Genomic DNA, 15,065 nt, shown 5'->3' with positions numbered 1-15,065 from the left:
CCCTCGCGCGTGCCGGTGCGTCCGGGGTGCGGGTGCCGGAACACCCCGCGTGCGCGTGCCGGAGCGTCCCGTGTGCGGGGCCGCGCCCGCCAGCGGGGCCTTCGCCCGCCCGCGGATCACTCCTGCCGCGGGCTCACTCGGACGGCGCCCAGTAGTCGGTCAGGGTGCCGACGGCAGGCTCCAGGGACTTCCAGGAGCCGTCGAAGGACACGACGGCGAAGGCGGCGGCCGGGAAGCCGCGGCGGTTCATGCGCTCGCGGGCGTCGTCCTCGGCGGTGCCGGAGAGGATGTCGGCGAGGCCGTGGATGCCCGGGTTGTGGCCGACGAGGAGGATGCTGCGCACGTCGTCGGGGGTTTCGTTGAGCAGGGCGATCAGTTCGCCCGGGGAGGCCTCGTAGATCCGCTCTTCGTAGACGGTTTTCGGCCGCTGCGGGAACTCCTGGACGGCGAGCTTCCACGTCTCGCGGGTGCGGGTGGCGGTGGAGCACAGTGCGAGATCGATGGGGATGCCGGTGTCGGTCAGCTTGCGTCCGGCGATGGCGGCGTCATGACGGCCCCGCTCGGAGAGCGGACGCTCGTGGTCGGTCACCTGGGGCCAGTCGGCTTTCGCATGCCGGAAGAGGACGATCCTGCGGGGTTCTACGACGCTCATGGCTCCCAGCTTCGCATGAAACAGGCCATGCGGCGCAGGGAGTTGACATGCGCCTTCACCGGTCGGCCGGGGGGTGAAGGGCGTGCCCGGGGCGTGATCGACACGGCTAGCGCGCGAGCAGGTGGCGCACGCGCTCGACGAGGTGCGGGATCGTCGGGTCGCCGGCGGCCGCCTGGGCGTCGGACGGGTTCAGTATCAGCGTGAGCAGGGCGACGAAGGCCAGGGCCGGGAGCGCCAGGGCCCACCAGGGCAGCCGGGTGGCGATGCCGCCGCTCGGGGCGACCGGGTGGAGCCGGGTGTGCGTAGGGGCCGGCATGGGTGCCTCCGCGGGTCTTCGAGTCGTCCGTGGTCCGCGTCGCGCGGTCACTTCTCGAAGGTACGGATCCGGCGGGCCTCCCCCCATCCGGTGGTCCACCCACTTGACCCTGACCCTGGCCCCCTAGGGGACAGGGGGGTTAACCCCACCGCCCGGGGGGGAGCGGGCCCGTCAGGGCGAGGCGATCGTCGCGACGACGGCGATGATCACGAAGATGAGGAGGAACGAGCCGAAGACGATCAGCATCTTCTTCTGGCCGTTCTGGGGGTTCGGGTCGAGCACGGGCATGCGCCCAGTCTCGCACCCGCCACGCGAAACGGTGCGCCCGGGGTCGACACGGTTCCCGCAGGGCCGACGCGGTTCCCCCGGGTCGACGCGGCGCACCCGGGGTCAGCGGGCGGCGGCCTCGTCCTCCACGGTGCGGTCGCGCCCGGCGAGCACGCCCACCACCGTCTGCGGGACCATCAGCGCCGCCATCAGCGCGAGGGGCAGGCCCCAGCCTCCGCTGTGCTGGTAGAGGACGCCCACCAGGAGCGGGCCGGGAATCGAGATCAGATAGCCGGTGCTCTGGGCGAAGGCCGACAGCTGGGCCACGCCCGCGCCGGTCCTGGCCCGCATGCCGACCATGGTGAGGGCCAGCGGGAAAGCGCAGTTGGCGACGCCGAGCAGCACCGCCCAGGCCCAGGCGCCGCCGGCGGGCGCGAAGTAGAGGCCGGCGTATCCGGCGAGGCCGCAGACGCCGAGCGCGAGCACGATCGGGCCCTGGTGCGGCAGCCGGGCCGCCACGCGCGGGATGACGAAGGCGAGGGGCACGCCCATCACCATCGTGACGGCGAGGAGCAGGCCCGCCGTGCCCGCGGCCACGCCCGCGTCCCGGAAGATCTGCGCCATCCAGCCCATGGTGATGTAGGCGGCGGTGGCCTGGAGCCCGAAGAAGACGGCGAGCGCCCAGGCGGTGCGGCTGCGGGTGACGCGCATCCCGGCCGGCGCCTCCGCGCGCGCGGTGGCCCGCGCGTCGGGAGCCGCCTCCCGCCTGCGCACCTGTGGCAGCCACGCCAGGACGGCGACCGCCGCCAGGACCGCCCAGACCGCGAGTCCGGACTGCCACTCGCCGCCCAGCGCGTCGGTCACGGGCACGGTGATCGCCGCGGCGGTCGAGGTGCCGAGGGCGAGGGCCATCGAGTACAGGCCGGTCATGGAACCGACCCGCTCGGGGAACCAGCGCTTGACGATCACCGGCATCAGGACGTTGCTGACGGCGATGCCCATGAGGGCGAGGGCGCTGGCGGCCAGGAAACCGGGCGTGCTCCCGGCGTACGGCCGTATCAGCAGGCCCGCGGTGATCGCCGCCATGCCCGCGCAGACCACCGCGCCCGGTCCGAAGCGGCGGGCGAGGCGGGGGGCGGTGACGCCGAAGACGGCGAAGCAGAGCGGGGGCACGGAGGTGAGCAGGCCGGCCACGCTGCCGCTCATGCCGAGGCCGTCGCGGACCTCTTCCAGGAGGGCGCCGAGACTCGTGATGGCCGGACGGAGGTTGAAGGCGGCCAGCACGATGCCGACCACGAGCAGGCGTTGCGCCCACGCGCGCGTGTCCGCCCCCGGCGCTTCGTCCGCCGCCGGGGCGGGCGGGGCGGGGGACGTCGTCGTGTGCGCGGGCGACGGCGTCGTCCGTGTTTCCTCACTGGCCATGAGGCCCATCATAGAATCATGGGATGATTGGTTGTCCATCCCCGGGTGCCGTCGCCCCGCCCCGCCCGTGCGAAGGTGTGCCATGCCCCTGAGCCATCCCCGTCGCTCGGCGCTGTCCGAGCAGGTCATCACCGCGCTGCGTACCCAGATCACCTCGGGTGAATGGCCGGTGGGCTCACGCATCCCGACGGAGCCCGAGCTGGTCGAGCAGCTGGGCGTCGCCCGGAACACCGTCCGCGAGGCCGTCCGCGCCCTCGCGCACAACGGCCTGCTGGACATCCGGCAGGGCTCGGGCACGTACGTGGTGGCGACGAGCGAGCTGGCGGGCGTGATGCACCGCCGTTTCGCCGCCGCGGACCCGCGGCACATCGCCGAACTCCGTTCCACGCTGGAGTCCGGCGCGGCGAAACTGGCCGCCGAGCGGCGCACCGAGAAGGACCTCAAGCAGCTGGACGCGCTGCTGCTGCGGCGCGAGGAGACGTGGGAGTCGGGCGACGCCGAGGCGTTCGTCGCGGCGGACGCGACCTTCCACCTGGCGGTGGTGGCCGCCTCCCACAACGACGTCATGACCGCGATGTACGCGGACCTCGGCGAGGTGCTGCGGGACTGGCTGCGCGAGGACGTGGGCGAGGAGCTGACGCCGGAGACGTACATGGACCACGCGCGGCTGGTGGACGCGATCCGCGCCGGGGACGCGGAGCGGGCGGCCATGGAGGCGGCGAGCTATCCGTTCCTGTGCCGGCCCGGGCGGTTCACGGCGTCCGGTGGCTGACCCAGGCCGTCGGACTCACGGCCTGCGGTGGCTGACCCAGGCCGTCGGACTCACGGCCTGCGGTGGCTGACCCAGGCCGCGCCGACCTCCTTCCAGCACCGGCCGGTCAGCCGTACGGTCATGGCGGGTCCGGCGTCGGCGGGGGCTCCGTCGGTGTCCAGGTCCCACCAGCGGGCGCACTCGATGTGCAGGCGGACGCGGTCGACCTCGGCGTAGGGGTTGTGGCAGTACGCGACGACGCGGGAGCCGCGGACCGTGACGCGGCACTCCGCGCCGAACGGTTCCGGCGGGGTGGCGGGCTTCGGTGCCCGCGCGCGCGGCGCCTGCGCGGGCGATGCCTCCCCACGCGCGTGGGGCAGGGCGTGGTACGGCAGGAAAAGGACGACGAAGACGGCAACGGTCACTGGGGCCACGCTGCGGGACAGACGCACAAGGGGGACCTCCTCGGCCGTGCTGGGGAGGGAAGCGCGTGCGGAGCGCACACCTCATCATGGCTGGTGACGCCCCCTCCCCGCCCGGTCGAGTACGCCGGACGGGTGACGCCCCGCCCCCGGCGTGCCGCGGGGGACGGGGCGTCGGTGCTTCGGCCGGGGGTCAGGCGCCGATGGCGTGCAGACCGCCGTCCACGTGGATGATCTCGCCCGTGGTCTTGGGGAACCAGTCGCTGAGCAGGGCGACGATGCCGCGCCCGGCCGGCTCCGGGTCCTTGAGGTCCCACTCCAGCGGGGAGCGGGTGTCCCACACCGCGGCCAGGTCACTGAAGCCCGGGATGGACTTGGCAGCCATCGAGCCGAGCGGGCCCGCGGAGATGAGGTTGCAGCGGATGTTCTGCTTGCCCAGGTCACGCGCGATGTAGCGGCTGGTCGCCTCCAGGGCGGCCTTGGCCGGGCCCATCCAGTCGTACTGCGGCCAGGCGTACTGCGCGTCGAAGGTGAGGCCGACGACCGAGCCGCCGTTCTGCATCAGCGGCAGGCAGGCCATGGTGAGCGACTTCAGGGAGTACGCCGAGACGTGCATGGCCGTGGCGACCGACTCGAACGGCGTGTTGAGGAAGTTGCCGCCGAGGGCGTCCTGCGGCGCGAAGCCGATGGAGTGGACGACGCCGTCGAGGCCGCCCAGCTCCTCGCCGACGATGTCGGCCAGGCGGCCGAGGTGCTCGTCGTTGGTGACGTCGAGCTCGATGACCTTGGTGGGCTTCGGCAGCTTCTTGGCGATGCGCTCGGTCAGCGTGGGCCGCGGGAACGCGGTCAGGATGATCTCGGCACCCTGCTCCTGAGCCAGCTTGGCCGCGTGGAAGGCGATGGAGGACTCCATCAGCACACCGGAGATCAGGACGCGCTTGCCCTCGAGAATTCCGCTCATGGTGATCAGTGACCCATTCCCAGTCCGCCGTCAACGGGGATGACGGCTCCAGTGATGTACGAGGCGTCGTCCGAGGCGAGGAACCGCACCGTCGCGGCGATCTCCTCCGGCTGCGCGTACCGGCCGAGCGGGACCTGCGAGACGATGCCCGCGCGCTGCTCGTCGGTGAGCACCTTGGTCATGTCGGTGTCGACGAAACCGGGCGCGACGACGTTGAAGGTGATGTTGCGCGAGCCCAGCTCACGGGCGAGGGATCGCGCGAAGCCGACCAGGGCGGCCTTGGAGGCGGCGTAGTTGGCCTGACCCGCGGAGCCGAGGAGCCCGACGACCGAGGAGATCAGCACGACGCGGCCCTTCTTGGCGCGCAGCATGCCGCGGTTGGCGCGCTTGACGACCCGGAAGGTGCCGGTCAGGTTGGTGTCGACGACCGAGGTGAAGTCCTCCTCGGACATGCGCATCAGGAGCTGGTCCTTGGTGATGCCGGCGTTGGCGATCAGGACCTCGACCGGACCGTGCACGGCCTCGATCTCCTTGTAGGCCTGCTCCACCTGCTCGGCATCGGTGATGTCGCACTTGACGGCGAGGCAGCCCAGTTCCGTCAGGGCGGCCGGCGGCTCACCCGAACGGTACGTGATCGCGACCTTGTCGCCGGCGTCGGCGAACGCGCGGGCGATGGCGAGGCCGATGCCCCGGTTTCCTCCGGTGACGAGAACCGAGCGGCTCAACGGATCACCCTTTCCCTAGGGGTCTGACACGACCGCCCGGACGCTGGGTGACAGGCGGCTTCCCCCGAACCTATCGGTCCGGTCGCGGTGGCGGAGAAGGGGGCACCGACAGTGGCGCAGGGGGCTGGCTGTCGGGTCCCTACAGTTTCGCCCGGCGCCGGGCGGCAGCCGGCACCGGGCGTGGCCCACGAGGAGGCCGGGCTCGGGCGGGGTGTCCGGGCCACCGTCCGCGCACCGGCCGCCGGGTGGCGGCGCAGCCTGCCCTCCCACGGCCGGACCACGCCCGGACCACGCCCGAGGACCGGGCCACGTGCCGACCGCCGTTCCCCAACTCCCCTCGGTCGCCTCGTGAAACACGGTGGACACGGCATGATCGAATGTGACGTGCTTGACTGCGGCCTGTCCCTTCCACAGAGCACGCGCAGAGAACACCTTGAGAACACTTCGATAGGGGAGAGCCTCCTGTGGCCCACGGCATCGATCCGACCTTTCTCGCGCTACCCCTACGCGCCCTCGCCGACGCCGCGCTCGCACGCGCGCGTGCGCTGGGGGCGGAGCACGCGGACTTCCGGTTCGAGCGGGTGCGCAGCGCGTCCTGGCGGCTGAGGGACGCGCGGCCCGCCGGGTCGTCCGACACCACGGACCTCGGGTACGCGGTGCGCGTGGTGCACGGCGGCACGTGGGGGTTCGCGTCGGGCGTGGACCTGACGATGGACGCGGCGGCCAAGGTCGCCTCGCAGGCGGTGGCCATGGCCAGGCTGTCCGCCCGGGTGATCGAGGCGGCCGGGTCGCAGGAGCGGGTGGAGCTGGCCGACGAGCCGGTGCACGCGGAGAAGACGTGGGTGTCGTCGTACGAGATCGACCCCTTCGGCGTGCCCGACGAGGAGAAGGCGGCGCTGCTCGCGGAGTGGAGCACACGGCTGCTCGCGGGCAACGGCGTCGACCACGTCGACACCTCGCTGCTCACCGTCCACGAGAACAAGTTCTACGCGGACACGGCGGGCACGGTGACCACGCAGCAGCGGGTGCGGCTGCATCCGTCGCTGACGGCGGTGTCGGTGGACGAGTCGAGCGGCGAGTTCGAGTCGATGCGGACGCTCGCCCCGCCGGTCGGGCGCGGCTGGGAGTACCTCACGGGCACCGGCTGGGACTGGGACGAGGAACTGGAGCGGATCCCGGAGCTGCTCGCGGAGAAGATGCGGGCGCCGAGCGTCCAGCCGGGGCTGTACGACCTGGTCGTGGACCCGTCGAACCTGTGGCTGACCATCCACGAGTCCATCGGGCACGCCACCGAGCTGGACCGGGCCCTCGGCTACGAGGCCGCCTACGCCGGCACCTCCTTCGCCACGTTCGACCAGCTCGGCAAGCTCAGGTACGGCTCGGAGCTGATGAACGTCACCGGCGACCGCACCGCCGAGCACGGCCTCGCCACGATCGGCTACGACGACGAAGGGGTGCGGGCGCAGTCCTGGGACCTGGTGAAGGACGGCACCCTCGCCGGCTACCAGCTGGACCGGCGGATCGCGAAGCTCACCGGCTTCGACCGCTCCAACGGGTGCGCGTACGCCGACTCCCCCGGCCATGTCCCGGTGCAGCGCATGGCGAACGTGTCGCTGCGGCCGGACCCCGCCGGCATGTCCACGGAGGACCTCATCGGGGGCGTCGACCGCGGCATCTACGTCGTCGGCGACCGGTCCTGGTCGATCGACATGCAGCGGTACAACTTCCAGTTCACCGGGCAGCGCTTCTTCCGCATCGAGAACGGGCGGATCACCGGGCAGGTGCGGGACGTGGCCTACCAGGCGACGACCACCGACTTCTGGGGGTCCATGGCCGCGGTCGGCGGTCCGCAGACGTACGTGCTCGGGGGTGCCTTCAACTGCGGCAAGGCCCAGCCGGGGCAGGTCGCGTCCGTCTCGCACGGCTGCCCGTCGGCCCTGTTCAAGGGCGTCAACATTCTGAACACCACGCAGGAGGCCGGCCGATGAGCACGCGCACCAGCAAGGCGGACCAGCCGCACGAGATCGTGGAGCGGGCCCTGGAGCTGTCGCGGGCCGACGGCTGTGTGGTGATCGCCGACGAGCAGTCGACCGCCAACCTGCGCTGGGCGGGCAACGCCCTCACCACCAACGGGGTGACGCGCTCGCGCACGCTCACGGTGATCGCGACGGTGGACGGCAGGGAGGGCACCGCCTCCGGGGTCGTCTCGCGGGCGGCGGTCACCCCGGACGAGCTGGAGCCGCTGGTGCGGGCCGCCGAGGCCGCCGCGCGTGGCGCCGGGCCCGCCGAGGACGCGCAGCCGCTGGTCACGGGTGCGGCGCGGTCCCCCGAGTTCACGGAGGCGCCCGCCGAGACCTCGTCCGCGGTGTTCGCCGACTTCGCGCCGGCGCTGGGCGAGGCGTTCGCCCGCGCGCGGGCGGGCGGGCGCGAGCTGTACGGGTTCGCCAACCACGAGATGGTGTCGACGTACCTGGGCACGTCGACCGGGCTGCGGCTGCGGCACGACCAGCCGAACGGGACGCTGGAGCTGAACGCGAAGTCGCCGGACCGTACGCGGTCGGCGTGGGCGGGCCGGTCGACCCGGGACTTCAAGGACGTCGACCCGGCGGCGCTCGACGCCGAGCTCGCCGTACGCCTGGGCTGGGCCCGGCGGCGGATCGAGCTGCCCGCCGGGCGGTACGAGACGCTGCTGCCGCCGACCGCCGTGGCGGACCTGATGATCTACCAGCTGTGGTCGGCGTCGGGCCGGGACGCGGCCGAGGGACGGACGGTGTTCTCCCGGCCGGGTGGGGGCACCCGCCTCGGCGAGAAGCTGACCGAGCTGCCGCTGTCGCTGCGCAGCGACCCGCACGAGCCGGGGCTGGAGTCGGCGCCGTTCGTCGTCGCGCACTCCTCCGGCGGCGACCAGTCGGTGTTCGACAACGGGCTGCCGATCCGGGCGACCGAGTGGATCGGCGGGGGCGAGGTGAGGCACCTCACGACCAGCCGGCACAGCGCGGGCCTGACCGGGCTGCCGGTGGCGCCCGCGGGCGACAACCTGATCCTGGACGGCGGGGACGACCGTTCCCTGGAGGAGATGGTCGCGGGCACCGCGCGCGGGCTGCTGCTGACCTGCCTGTGGTACATCCGCGAGGTCGACCCGGCGACGCTGCTGCTGACCGGCCTGACCCGGGACGGCGTGTACCTCGTCGAGGACGGCGAGGTCGTGGGCGAGGTGAACAACTTCCGCTTCAACGAGTCGCCGGTCGATCTGCTGGGCCGGGCGGCCGAGGCCGGGCGCACGGAGAAGACGCTGCCCAGGGAGTGGAGCGACTGGTTCACCCGGGCCGCGATGCCGCCGCTGCGGGTGCCGGATTTCAATATGAGCTCTGTCAGCCAGGGCGTATAACCTCGTAGCCGGTAGTCGTCCCGGCTGCCCGAGGATCACCGAGGAGACACGAGAACCGTGACGGACATCGTCGACGAGCTGAAGTGGCGCGGGCTGTTCGCCCTGTCCACCGACGAGGACGCTTTGCGCAAGGCGCTCGCGGACGGTCCCGTCACGTTCTATTGCGGCTTCGACCCGACCGCGCCGTCCCTGCACGTCGGGCACCTGGTGCAGGTGCTCACCGTGCGCCGGCTCCAGCAGGCCGGGCACCGGCCGCTGGCCCTGGTCGGCGGGGCGACCGGCCTGATCGGCGACCCGCGCCCGACGGCGGAGCGCACGCTGAACGACCCGGGGACGGTCGCCGGCTGGGTCGACCGGCTGCGCGGCCAGATCGAGCCGTTCCTCTCCTTCGAGGGCGAGAACGCGGCCGTGATGGTCAACAACCTCGACTGGACGGCCGGACTGTCCGCGATCGAGTTCCTGCGCGACATCGGCAAGCACTTCCGCGTCAACAAGATGCTGACGAAGGACTCCGTGGCCCGCCGCCTGGAGTCCGACCAGGGCATCAGCTACACCGAGTTCAGCTACCAGCTGCTCCAGGGCATGGACTTCCTCCAGCTCTACCGGCGCCACGGCTGCACGCTCCAGCAGGGCGGCAGCGACCAGTGGGGCAACCTCACGGCCGGCCTGGACCTGATCCACCGGCTGGAGCCGGACGCCTCCGTGCACGCGCTGGCCACGCCGCTGATGACCAAGGCGGACGGCACCAAGTTCGGCAAGACCGAGGGCGGCGCCGTCTGGCTGGACCCGGAGATGACGACGCCGTACGCGTTCTACCAGTTCTGGCTGAACGTGGACGACCGGGACATCTCGCGGTACATGCGCATCCTGTCCTTCCGCTCCCGTGCGGAGCTGGAGGAACTGGAGCAGCAGACGGAGGAGCGGCCGCAGGCCCGGACCGCGCAGCGCACGCTGGCGGAGGAGCTGACGACGCTGGTGCACGGCGCCGACCAGACGGCCGCCGTGATCGCCGCGTCCAGGGCGCTCTTCGGTCAGGGCGACCTGGCGGAGCTGGACGACCGGACGCTGGCGGCGGCCCTCTCCGAGGTGCCGCACGTGCGGGTCACCGAGCTGGGACCGGTCGTGGACCTGTTCGCCGAGGTCGGCCTGGTGGCGAGCAAGTCCGCCGCGCGGCGGACCGTGAAGGAGGGCGGCGCCTACGTGAACAACGTCAAGGTCACCGCGGAGGACGCCGTGCCCGCCGCCGAGGACCTGCTGCACGGGCGGTGGCTGGTGCTGCGTCGGGGCAAGAAGAACCTGGCCGCCGTGGAGGTCACCGGGGCCGCCTGACCGGTTCGCCGGCGCCCATCGCCGCCCGGCCCGCCCCCGCGCCCCTCGGAGCTTGTGTTCCGGGGGGCGCGTCCCTTCGTACGGCTCCCGCCTCGGACGGCTCGGGGTGTCGCTCCCGTCTCAGGTGGTGCGGTGCTTGCGTTTGCCCAGCGTCGCCATGTACAGCATGTCGCCGAAGGCCACGATGATGATCGCGGCGATCAGCTGGAAGATGTGGCGGCTCCAGTCGATGCCGGGAGTCTCGTCGACTCCGAAGCCCCGCGCGACGGCGTTGCCCACGACGGCGCCCAGGATGCCGAAGATGGTGGTCAGCCAGAGCGGGCTGTGCTGTTTGCCCGGGATGACCGCCTTGGCGATCAGGCCCAGTACGAATCCCACGATGATCGCCCACAACCAGCCCATGGCTGCCTCCTCGTACGGCTCGACGTGAGCATTGCCCCCAGTCTGGGTTCGTACGCCGTACGGCGCATGTCGGACACGGCCGTACGTGGTACGGCGCAGAAAGTCCGCCCGGGCGGGGAGCGCCCCGGCCTCGAAGGCGGCCGGGGCCGGGCGTACCGTGGGTGCCGGGGAGAGTTCGATGCGGTCGGATGGTGGAATGTGATGCGGAAGCGGAGTGGCGCCGGCAACGTCCAGGTGTTCCGGATCACCGGGGCCCGTCAGGGGCTCCAGGAGGACGTGCGGGGCCGGCAGCGACGGTACGTGATCTCGATGACGATCCGCACCCTGTCGGTGATCCTGGCGGCGGTGCTGTGGAACGTGGAACGGCATGTGGCCGTGGTGGCGCTGATCCTGGGTGGAGTCCTGCCGTACGTCGCGGTGGTGATCGCCAACGCCGGCCGGGAGAACGCGCCGGGGCTGCCGTCGACGTTCGTGACCGCGCCGGAACGGCCGATGCTGACGCCGCCGCGCGCGGAGGGCGGTTCCGGGGTGTCCGGGCCAAAAGAGGAGCCGTCCGCGGAATCCGCCCGGGAGCCCGCGGAGGGCGGTCCGACGGAGCGGCGGCCACGCGCCACGCCTTGAGCCGGCTGTGGACCAAGCTCAAGAAAAGCTCAGATCAATCATGTTGTTCCGGTGCCGTGCGGCCGGTCACCCGTGACATACTGCGTACGCGCTCCGCATCCCCCGTCGGAGCGACGGACCGACGCCGGGCAGCTCCCCCCGTGGCTGCTCGGCGTCGCCTTGTTCACCGCACCTGTGGGACGAACCAGTGAGTGAAGAGACCCCCATCTGCTCCGCCAAGGGCTGTCGTGCCGACGCCGTGTGGGTCCTCGCCTGGAACAACCCGAAGCTGCACACGCCGGAGCGGCGCAAGACCTGGCTGGCCTGCGAGGAGCACCGGGAGCACCTGTCGCAGTTCCTCGGGGTGCGGGGGTTCCTCAAGGACGTGGTGAGGTTCGAGGAGTGGCGGGCGCCCGAGGAGACCGGCGGGGCCCAGGGCTCCTGAAGGTGCCGGAGGCCCAGGGCTCCTGAGGGTGCCCGGGGACCCAGGGCTCCTGAGGCGTGGCTTCCGAGGTGTGCTCGGCTAACCGCCGATCGCGGACATCGGGCGGTCCGGCTGGACGAACGACGGGTCGTCCAGGCCCGCGCCCGCCTTCTTGCCCCACATCGCCAGGCGCCAGATGCGGGCTATCTCCTCGTCGGGTGCGCCGGAGCGCAGGGCGGCCCGGAGGTCGGTCTCCTCGCGGGCGAAGAGACAGGTGCGGACCTGGCCGTCGGCGGTGAGGCGGGTGCGGTCGCAGGCCGCGCAGAACGGGCGGGTGACGGAGGCGATGACGCCGACGCGGTGGGGGCCGCCGTCGACCAGCCAGCGTTCGGCCGGGGCCGAGCCGCGCGCGGACTCGCCCTCGGCGGTGAGGTCGAAGCGGGTCCGGAGCGAGGCGAGGATGTCGCCCGCCGTGACCATGCCGTCGCGCTTCCAGCCGTGCTGGGCGTCGAGGGGCATCTGCTCGATGAAGCGCAGTTCGTAGTCGTGGGCGACGGCCCAGGCCAGCAGGTCGGGGGCCTCGTCGTCGTTCAGCCCCGGCATCAGGACGGAGTTGACCTTCACCGGGGTCAGCTCGGCCTCGCGGGCGGCGGCGAGTCCCTCGAGGACGTCCTTGTGGCGGTCGCGGCGGGTGAGGGTCTTGAAGACGTCGGGCCGGAGGGTGTCGAGGGAGACGTTGACCCGGTCCAGGCCGGCCGCCTTCAGGGCGGTCGCCGTGCGCCTCAGGCCGATGCCGTTGGTCGTCAGCGACATCTGGGGGCGCGGGGTGAGGGCGGCGACCCGCTCCACGATGCCGACGAGGCCGGGGCGCAGCAGGGGCTCACCACCGGTGAAGCGGACCTCTTCGATGCCGAGGGTGGTGACGGCGATGTCGATCAGGCGGACGATCTCGTCGTCCGTGAGCAGGTCCGGCTTGGCCAGCCACTGCAGTCCCTCCTCGGGCATGCAGTACGTGCAGCGCAGGTTGCACCGGTCGGTCAGCGAGACCCGCAGGTCGGTGGCCACCCGGCCGTAGGTGTCGATGAGCACGTGGGCCCCCTTCCCTCGTAGCGCTCGGAGCGGATCGTGTGTGGTCCGTCGTCTGCGAGCCTACGTGACCGGACCGACAAGGTCAGCCGCCGATCCCACGACATAAGACGCGGCCGCGTCGTAGGGACCTCCAGGTGCCCTGCGACGCGGCCGCTGCGGGGGGCGGGTCAGTGGGCGCCGGTGCCGGTCAGGGACCGTACCTCCAGCTCCGCGTACTTGCCGGCGTCGGGTTCCTCCTTGGACAGGACGGTGCCGAGCCAGCCCATCAGGAAGCCGAACGGGATGGAGATGATGCCGGGGTTCTTCAGCGGGAACCAGGCGAAGTCGACGTCGGGGAACATCGCCTTGGGGTCACCGGAGACGACCGGCGAGAACAGCACCAGGCCGACGGCGACGATCAGGCCGCCGTAGATCGACCAGAGGGCGCCCTGGGTGGTGAACCGCTTCCAGAACAGGCTGTAGAGGATGGTCGGCAGGTTGGCGGAGGCGGCGACCGCGAAGGCGAGAGCGACCAGGCCGGCCACGTTGAGGTCGCGGGCGAGGGCGCCCAGGCCGATGGAGACGATGCCGATGAAGAGGGTCGCCCAGCGGGCCGCCTTCATCTCCTCCTTCTCCGTCGCGTTCCCCTTGCGGATGACGTTGGCGTAGATGTCGTGGGCGAAGGACGACGACGAGGCGAGGGTCAGGCCGGCGACCACCGCGAGGATCGTCGCGAAGGCCACCGCCGAGATGGTGGCGAGCAGGATCGCGCCCCAGGTGGAGTCCACGCCGCCCAGGTGGAGGGCGAGCAGGGGGGCGGCCGTGTTGCCGGACGGGTTGGAGGCGATGATCTCGTCCTGGGAGATCAGGGCGGCGGCGCCGAAGCCGAGCGCGATGGTCATCAGATAGAAGCCGCCGATGATGCCGATCGCCCAGTTCACCGACTTCCGGGCAGCCTTGGCGTTGGGGACCGTGTAGAAGCGGATCAGGATGTGCGGCAGGCCGGCCGTGCCGAGCACCAGGGCGATGCCCAGGGAGATGAAGTCCAGCTTGGAGGTGCCGGTCGCGCCGTACTGGAGGCCGGGCTCCAGGAAGGCGGCGCCCTTGCCGCTGTTCTCGGCGGCCTTGCCGAGCAGGTCGGAGATGTTGAAGTCGAACTTCAGCAGCACCAGGAAGGTGATCAGGAGGGTGCCGCCGATGAGCAGCACGGCCTTGACCATCTGGACCCAGGTGGTGCCCTTCATGCCGCCGATGGAGACGTACACGATCATCAGGACGCCGACGAGGGCGACGATGAGGATCTTGCCGGCGTCGGAGGTGATGCCGAGCAGCAGGGAGACGAGGACGCCGGCGCCCGCCATCTGGGCCAGCAGGTAGAAGATCGAGACGACGATCGTGGAGGTGCCGGCCGCCGTACGGACCGGGCGCTGGCGCATGCGGTACGCCAGCACGTCGCCCATGGTGTACCGGCCGGAGTTCCTGAGCGGCTCGGCCACCAGGAGCAGGGCCACCAGCCAGGCGACGAGGAAGCCGATCGAGTAGAGGAAGCCGTCGTAGCCGAAGAGGGCGATGGCGCCGGCGATGCCGAGGAACGACGCGGCCGACATGTAGTCGCCGGAGACCGCGAGGCCGTTCTGGAAGGCGCTGAACTGGCGGCCGCCCGCGTAGAAGTCGGCGGCGTCCTTGGTCTGGCGGCCCGCCCAGACGGTGATGACGAGGGTCGCGACGACGAAGAGGGCGAACAGCGTGATGATCAGCGGCCGGTGTTCGCTGGCCTCGTTGGCGGCGAGGAAGGTGTGCTGTGCGGGGCTCATGCGCCGCCCTCCATCCGGGACTTGATGGCCTCGGCCTGGGGGTCGAGCTTCGCGGCGGCGTGCCGCGAGTACCACCAGGCGATGAGGAACGTGGTGATGAACTGGGCCAGGCCGAGGACGAGGGCGACGTTGACGTTGCCGAACAGCTTGGTGCCCATGAAGCCGCCCGCGTAGTTGGACAGCAGGACGTACAGCAGGTACCAGGCGATGAAGGCCACGGTCAGCGGGAAGGCGAAGCTGCGGTGGGAGCGGCGCAGTTCACCGAACTCCGCGCTCTCCTGCACCGCGACGAACTCCTCGGTGGAGGGGAGTCGGGCTTGGGTTTTCGAGGGGGGCGGTGCATCGGTGGCCACGGAGTCTCCTCGCGTTACGGACGGCGGGTGTACCGGGGGGCTCGATCGTCCTCGGGCTCCCTGCCCAAGGTCACGGCGGCGCGCAAGCCACGGTTCAACTCGATCGGGTTGTTTCGGAAGTCGTCGGGGGGTTGTTCCGGAGGCCGTCCCGGGATGTCGGCCGGGGCCGCG

17 protein-coding genes are annotated in these 15,065 nt (G+C 71.7%); 6 read left to right on the top strand and 11 right to left on the bottom strand.

Features of this window, described 5'->3' with window-relative positions; genetic code table 11:
• Nucleotides 1–133: 133 nt before the first annotated feature.
• From ACIP67_RS37025 to ACIP67_RS37010, 4 genes are all read right to left on the bottom strand, one after another.
• Nucleotides 134–652, bottom strand: a complete 519-nt coding sequence (locus ACIP67_RS37025; protein WP_401697838.1) for a SixA phosphatase family protein — start codon at nt 650–652, stop codon at nt 134–136.
• Between the two features lie 106 nt (nt 653–758).
• Complete coding sequence (locus tag ACIP67_RS37020) at nt 759–968, bottom strand: hypothetical protein (protein WP_401697836.1); 210 nt, start codon at nt 966–968, stop codon at nt 759–761.
• A 171-nt stretch (nt 969–1,139) separates the two neighbouring features.
• Complete coding sequence (locus ACIP67_RS37015; protein WP_401697835.1) at nt 1,140–1,256, bottom strand: SGM_5486 family transporter-associated protein; 117 nt, start codon at nt 1,254–1,256, stop codon at nt 1,140–1,142.
• 102 nt (nt 1,257–1,358) lie between these two features.
• Nucleotides 1,359–2,669: a CynX/NimT family MFS transporter gene (locus tag ACIP67_RS37010; RefSeq protein ID WP_401697833.1), complete on the bottom strand. Its 1,311-nt coding sequence runs from the start codon at nt 2,667–2,669 to the stop codon at nt 1,359–1,361.
• Between the two features lie 70 nt (nt 2,670–2,739).
• On the opposite strand from ACIP67_RS37010, the gene ACIP67_RS37005 reads away from it, so the two are divergent.
• On the top strand, nt 2,740–3,429 hold the full coding sequence (locus tag ACIP67_RS37005; RefSeq protein ID WP_401697831.1) for a FadR/GntR family transcriptional regulator: 690 nt from the start codon (nt 2,740–2,742) through the stop codon (nt 3,427–3,429).
• A gap of 50 nt (nt 3,430–3,479) precedes the next feature.
• Here ACIP67_RS37005 and ACIP67_RS37000 read toward each other — a convergent pair whose 3' ends face one another.
• The 3 genes from ACIP67_RS37000 to fabG form a co-directional block, all read right to left on the bottom strand.
• On the bottom strand, nt 3,480–3,860 hold the full coding sequence (locus ACIP67_RS37000; protein ID WP_401697829.1) for a hypothetical protein: 381 nt from the start codon (nt 3,858–3,860) through the stop codon (nt 3,480–3,482).
• Between the two features lie 163 nt (nt 3,861–4,023).
• Nucleotides 4,024–4,791 (bottom strand): enoyl-ACP reductase FabI, encoded by a 768-nt coding sequence (gene fabI, locus ACIP67_RS36995; protein ID WP_392046020.1) that lies wholly within the window; start codon nt 4,789–4,791, stop codon nt 4,024–4,026.
• Nucleotides 4,792–4,796: 5 nt separating this feature from the next.
• Nucleotides 4,797–5,516 (bottom strand): 3-oxoacyl-[acyl-carrier-protein] reductase, encoded by a 720-nt coding sequence (gene fabG / locus ACIP67_RS36990; protein WP_389524715.1) that lies wholly within the window; start codon nt 5,514–5,516, stop codon nt 4,797–4,799.
• Nucleotides 5,517–5,980: 464 nt separating this feature from the next.
• On the opposite strand from fabG, the gene ACIP67_RS36985 reads away from it, so the two are divergent.
• Genes ACIP67_RS36985 through tyrS form a run of 3 tightly spaced genes read left to right on the top strand, consistent with a single transcriptional unit; the run spans nt 5,981 to nt 10,233 of the window.
• Nucleotides 5,981–7,504 (top strand): TldD/PmbA family protein, encoded by a 1,524-nt coding sequence (locus tag ACIP67_RS36985; protein WP_401697828.1) that lies wholly within the window; start codon nt 5,981–5,983, stop codon nt 7,502–7,504.
• Nucleotides 7,501–8,904, top strand: a complete 1,404-nt coding sequence (locus ACIP67_RS36980; RefSeq protein ID WP_401697826.1) for a metallopeptidase TldD-related protein — start codon at nt 7,501–7,503, stop codon at nt 8,902–8,904. Before ACIP67_RS36985 ends, ACIP67_RS36980 begins: the two co-directional genes overlap by 4 nt.
• A gap of 57 nt (nt 8,905–8,961) precedes the next feature.
• Nucleotides 8,962–10,233: a tyrosine--tRNA ligase gene (tyrS, locus tag ACIP67_RS36975; RefSeq protein ID WP_401697824.1), complete on the top strand. Its 1,272-nt coding sequence runs from the start codon at nt 8,962–8,964 to the stop codon at nt 10,231–10,233.
• Nucleotides 10,234–10,353: 120 nt separating this feature from the next.
• Here tyrS and ACIP67_RS36970 read toward each other — a convergent pair whose 3' ends face one another.
• Nucleotides 10,354–10,635: a GlsB/YeaQ/YmgE family stress response membrane protein gene (locus ACIP67_RS36970; protein ID WP_401697822.1), complete on the bottom strand. Its 282-nt coding sequence runs from the start codon at nt 10,633–10,635 to the stop codon at nt 10,354–10,356.
• 201 nt (nt 10,636–10,836) lie between these two features.
• Here ACIP67_RS36970 and ACIP67_RS36965 point away from each other — a divergent pair, with 201 nt between their 5' ends.
• Entirely contained in the window at nt 10,837–11,256 is a 420-nt protein-coding gene (locus tag ACIP67_RS36965) for a DUF3099 domain-containing protein (RefSeq protein ID WP_401697821.1), read from the top strand.
• Between the two features lie 187 nt (nt 11,257–11,443).
• Nucleotides 11,444–11,680, top strand: coding sequence for a hypothetical protein (locus ACIP67_RS36960; RefSeq protein ID WP_401697820.1), 237 nt, complete (start codon nt 11,444–11,446; stop codon nt 11,678–11,680).
• A gap of 78 nt (nt 11,681–11,758) precedes the next feature.
• On the opposite strand, the gene moaA is transcribed toward ACIP67_RS36960, so the two are convergent.
• From moaA to ACIP67_RS36945, 3 genes are all read right to left on the bottom strand, one after another.
• Entirely contained in the window at nt 11,759–12,748 is a 990-nt protein-coding gene (moaA, locus tag ACIP67_RS36955; protein ID WP_401697819.1) for a GTP 3',8-cyclase MoaA, read from the bottom strand.
• Between the two features lie 167 nt (nt 12,749–12,915).
• Nucleotides 12,916–14,541, bottom strand: coding sequence for a cation acetate symporter (locus tag ACIP67_RS36950; protein WP_389524696.1), 1,626 nt, complete (start codon nt 14,539–14,541; stop codon nt 12,916–12,918).
• Nucleotides 14,538–14,894 (bottom strand): DUF485 domain-containing protein, encoded by a 357-nt coding sequence (locus tag ACIP67_RS36945; RefSeq protein ID WP_401697818.1) that lies wholly within the window; start codon nt 14,892–14,894, stop codon nt 14,538–14,540. The genes ACIP67_RS36950 and ACIP67_RS36945 overlap by 4 nt, the downstream gene beginning before the upstream one ends.
• Nucleotides 14,895–15,065 lie beyond the last annotated feature (171 nt).

Source organism: Streptomyces sp. NPDC088812 (assembly GCF_044750285.1).
GTDB lineage: Bacteria > Actinomycetota > Actinomycetes > Streptomycetales > Streptomycetaceae > Streptomyces.
The sequence above is the reverse complement of the archived record's forward strand: the minus strand, read 5'-3'. Positions and strand labels throughout refer to the sequence as shown.

Bases quoted from the DNA above. Each gene is read 5' to 3' on its own strand.
- ACIP67_RS37005 (WP_401697831.1), top strand. From the start codon at position 2,740: ATGCCCCTGAGCCATCCCCGTCGCTCGGCGCTGTCCGAGCAGGTCATC.
- fabI (WP_392046020.1), bottom strand. From the start codon at position 4,791: ATGAGCGGAATTCTCGAGGGCAAGCGCGTCCTGATCTCCGGTGTGCTG.
- ACIP67_RS36980 (WP_401697826.1), top strand. From the start codon at position 7,501: ATGAGCACGCGCACCAGCAAGGCGGACCAGCCGCACGAGATCGTGGAG.
- ACIP67_RS37010 (WP_401697833.1), bottom strand. From the start codon at position 2,669: ATGATGGGCCTCATGGCCAGTGAGGAAACACGGACGACGCCGTCGCCC.
- ACIP67_RS36965 (WP_401697821.1), top strand. From the start codon at position 10,837: ATGCGGAAGCGGAGTGGCGCCGGCAACGTCCAGGTGTTCCGGATCACC.
- ACIP67_RS37015 (WP_401697835.1), bottom strand. From the start codon at position 1,256: ATGCCCGTGCTCGACCCGAACCCCCAGAACGGCCAGAAGAAGATGCTG.
- ACIP67_RS37020 (WP_401697836.1), bottom strand. From the start codon at position 968: ATGCCGGCCCCTACGCACACCCGGCTCCACCCGGTCGCCCCGAGCGGC.
- ACIP67_RS36970 (WP_401697822.1), bottom strand. From the start codon at position 10,635: ATGGGCTGGTTGTGGGCGATCATCGTGGGATTCGTACTGGGCCTGATC.
- ACIP67_RS36950 (WP_389524696.1), bottom strand. From the start codon at position 14,541: ATGAGCCCCGCACAGCACACCTTCCTCGCCGCCAACGAGGCCAGCGAA.
- ACIP67_RS37025 (WP_401697838.1), bottom strand. From the start codon at position 652: ATGAGCGTCGTAGAACCCCGCAGGATCGTCCTCTTCCGGCATGCGAAA.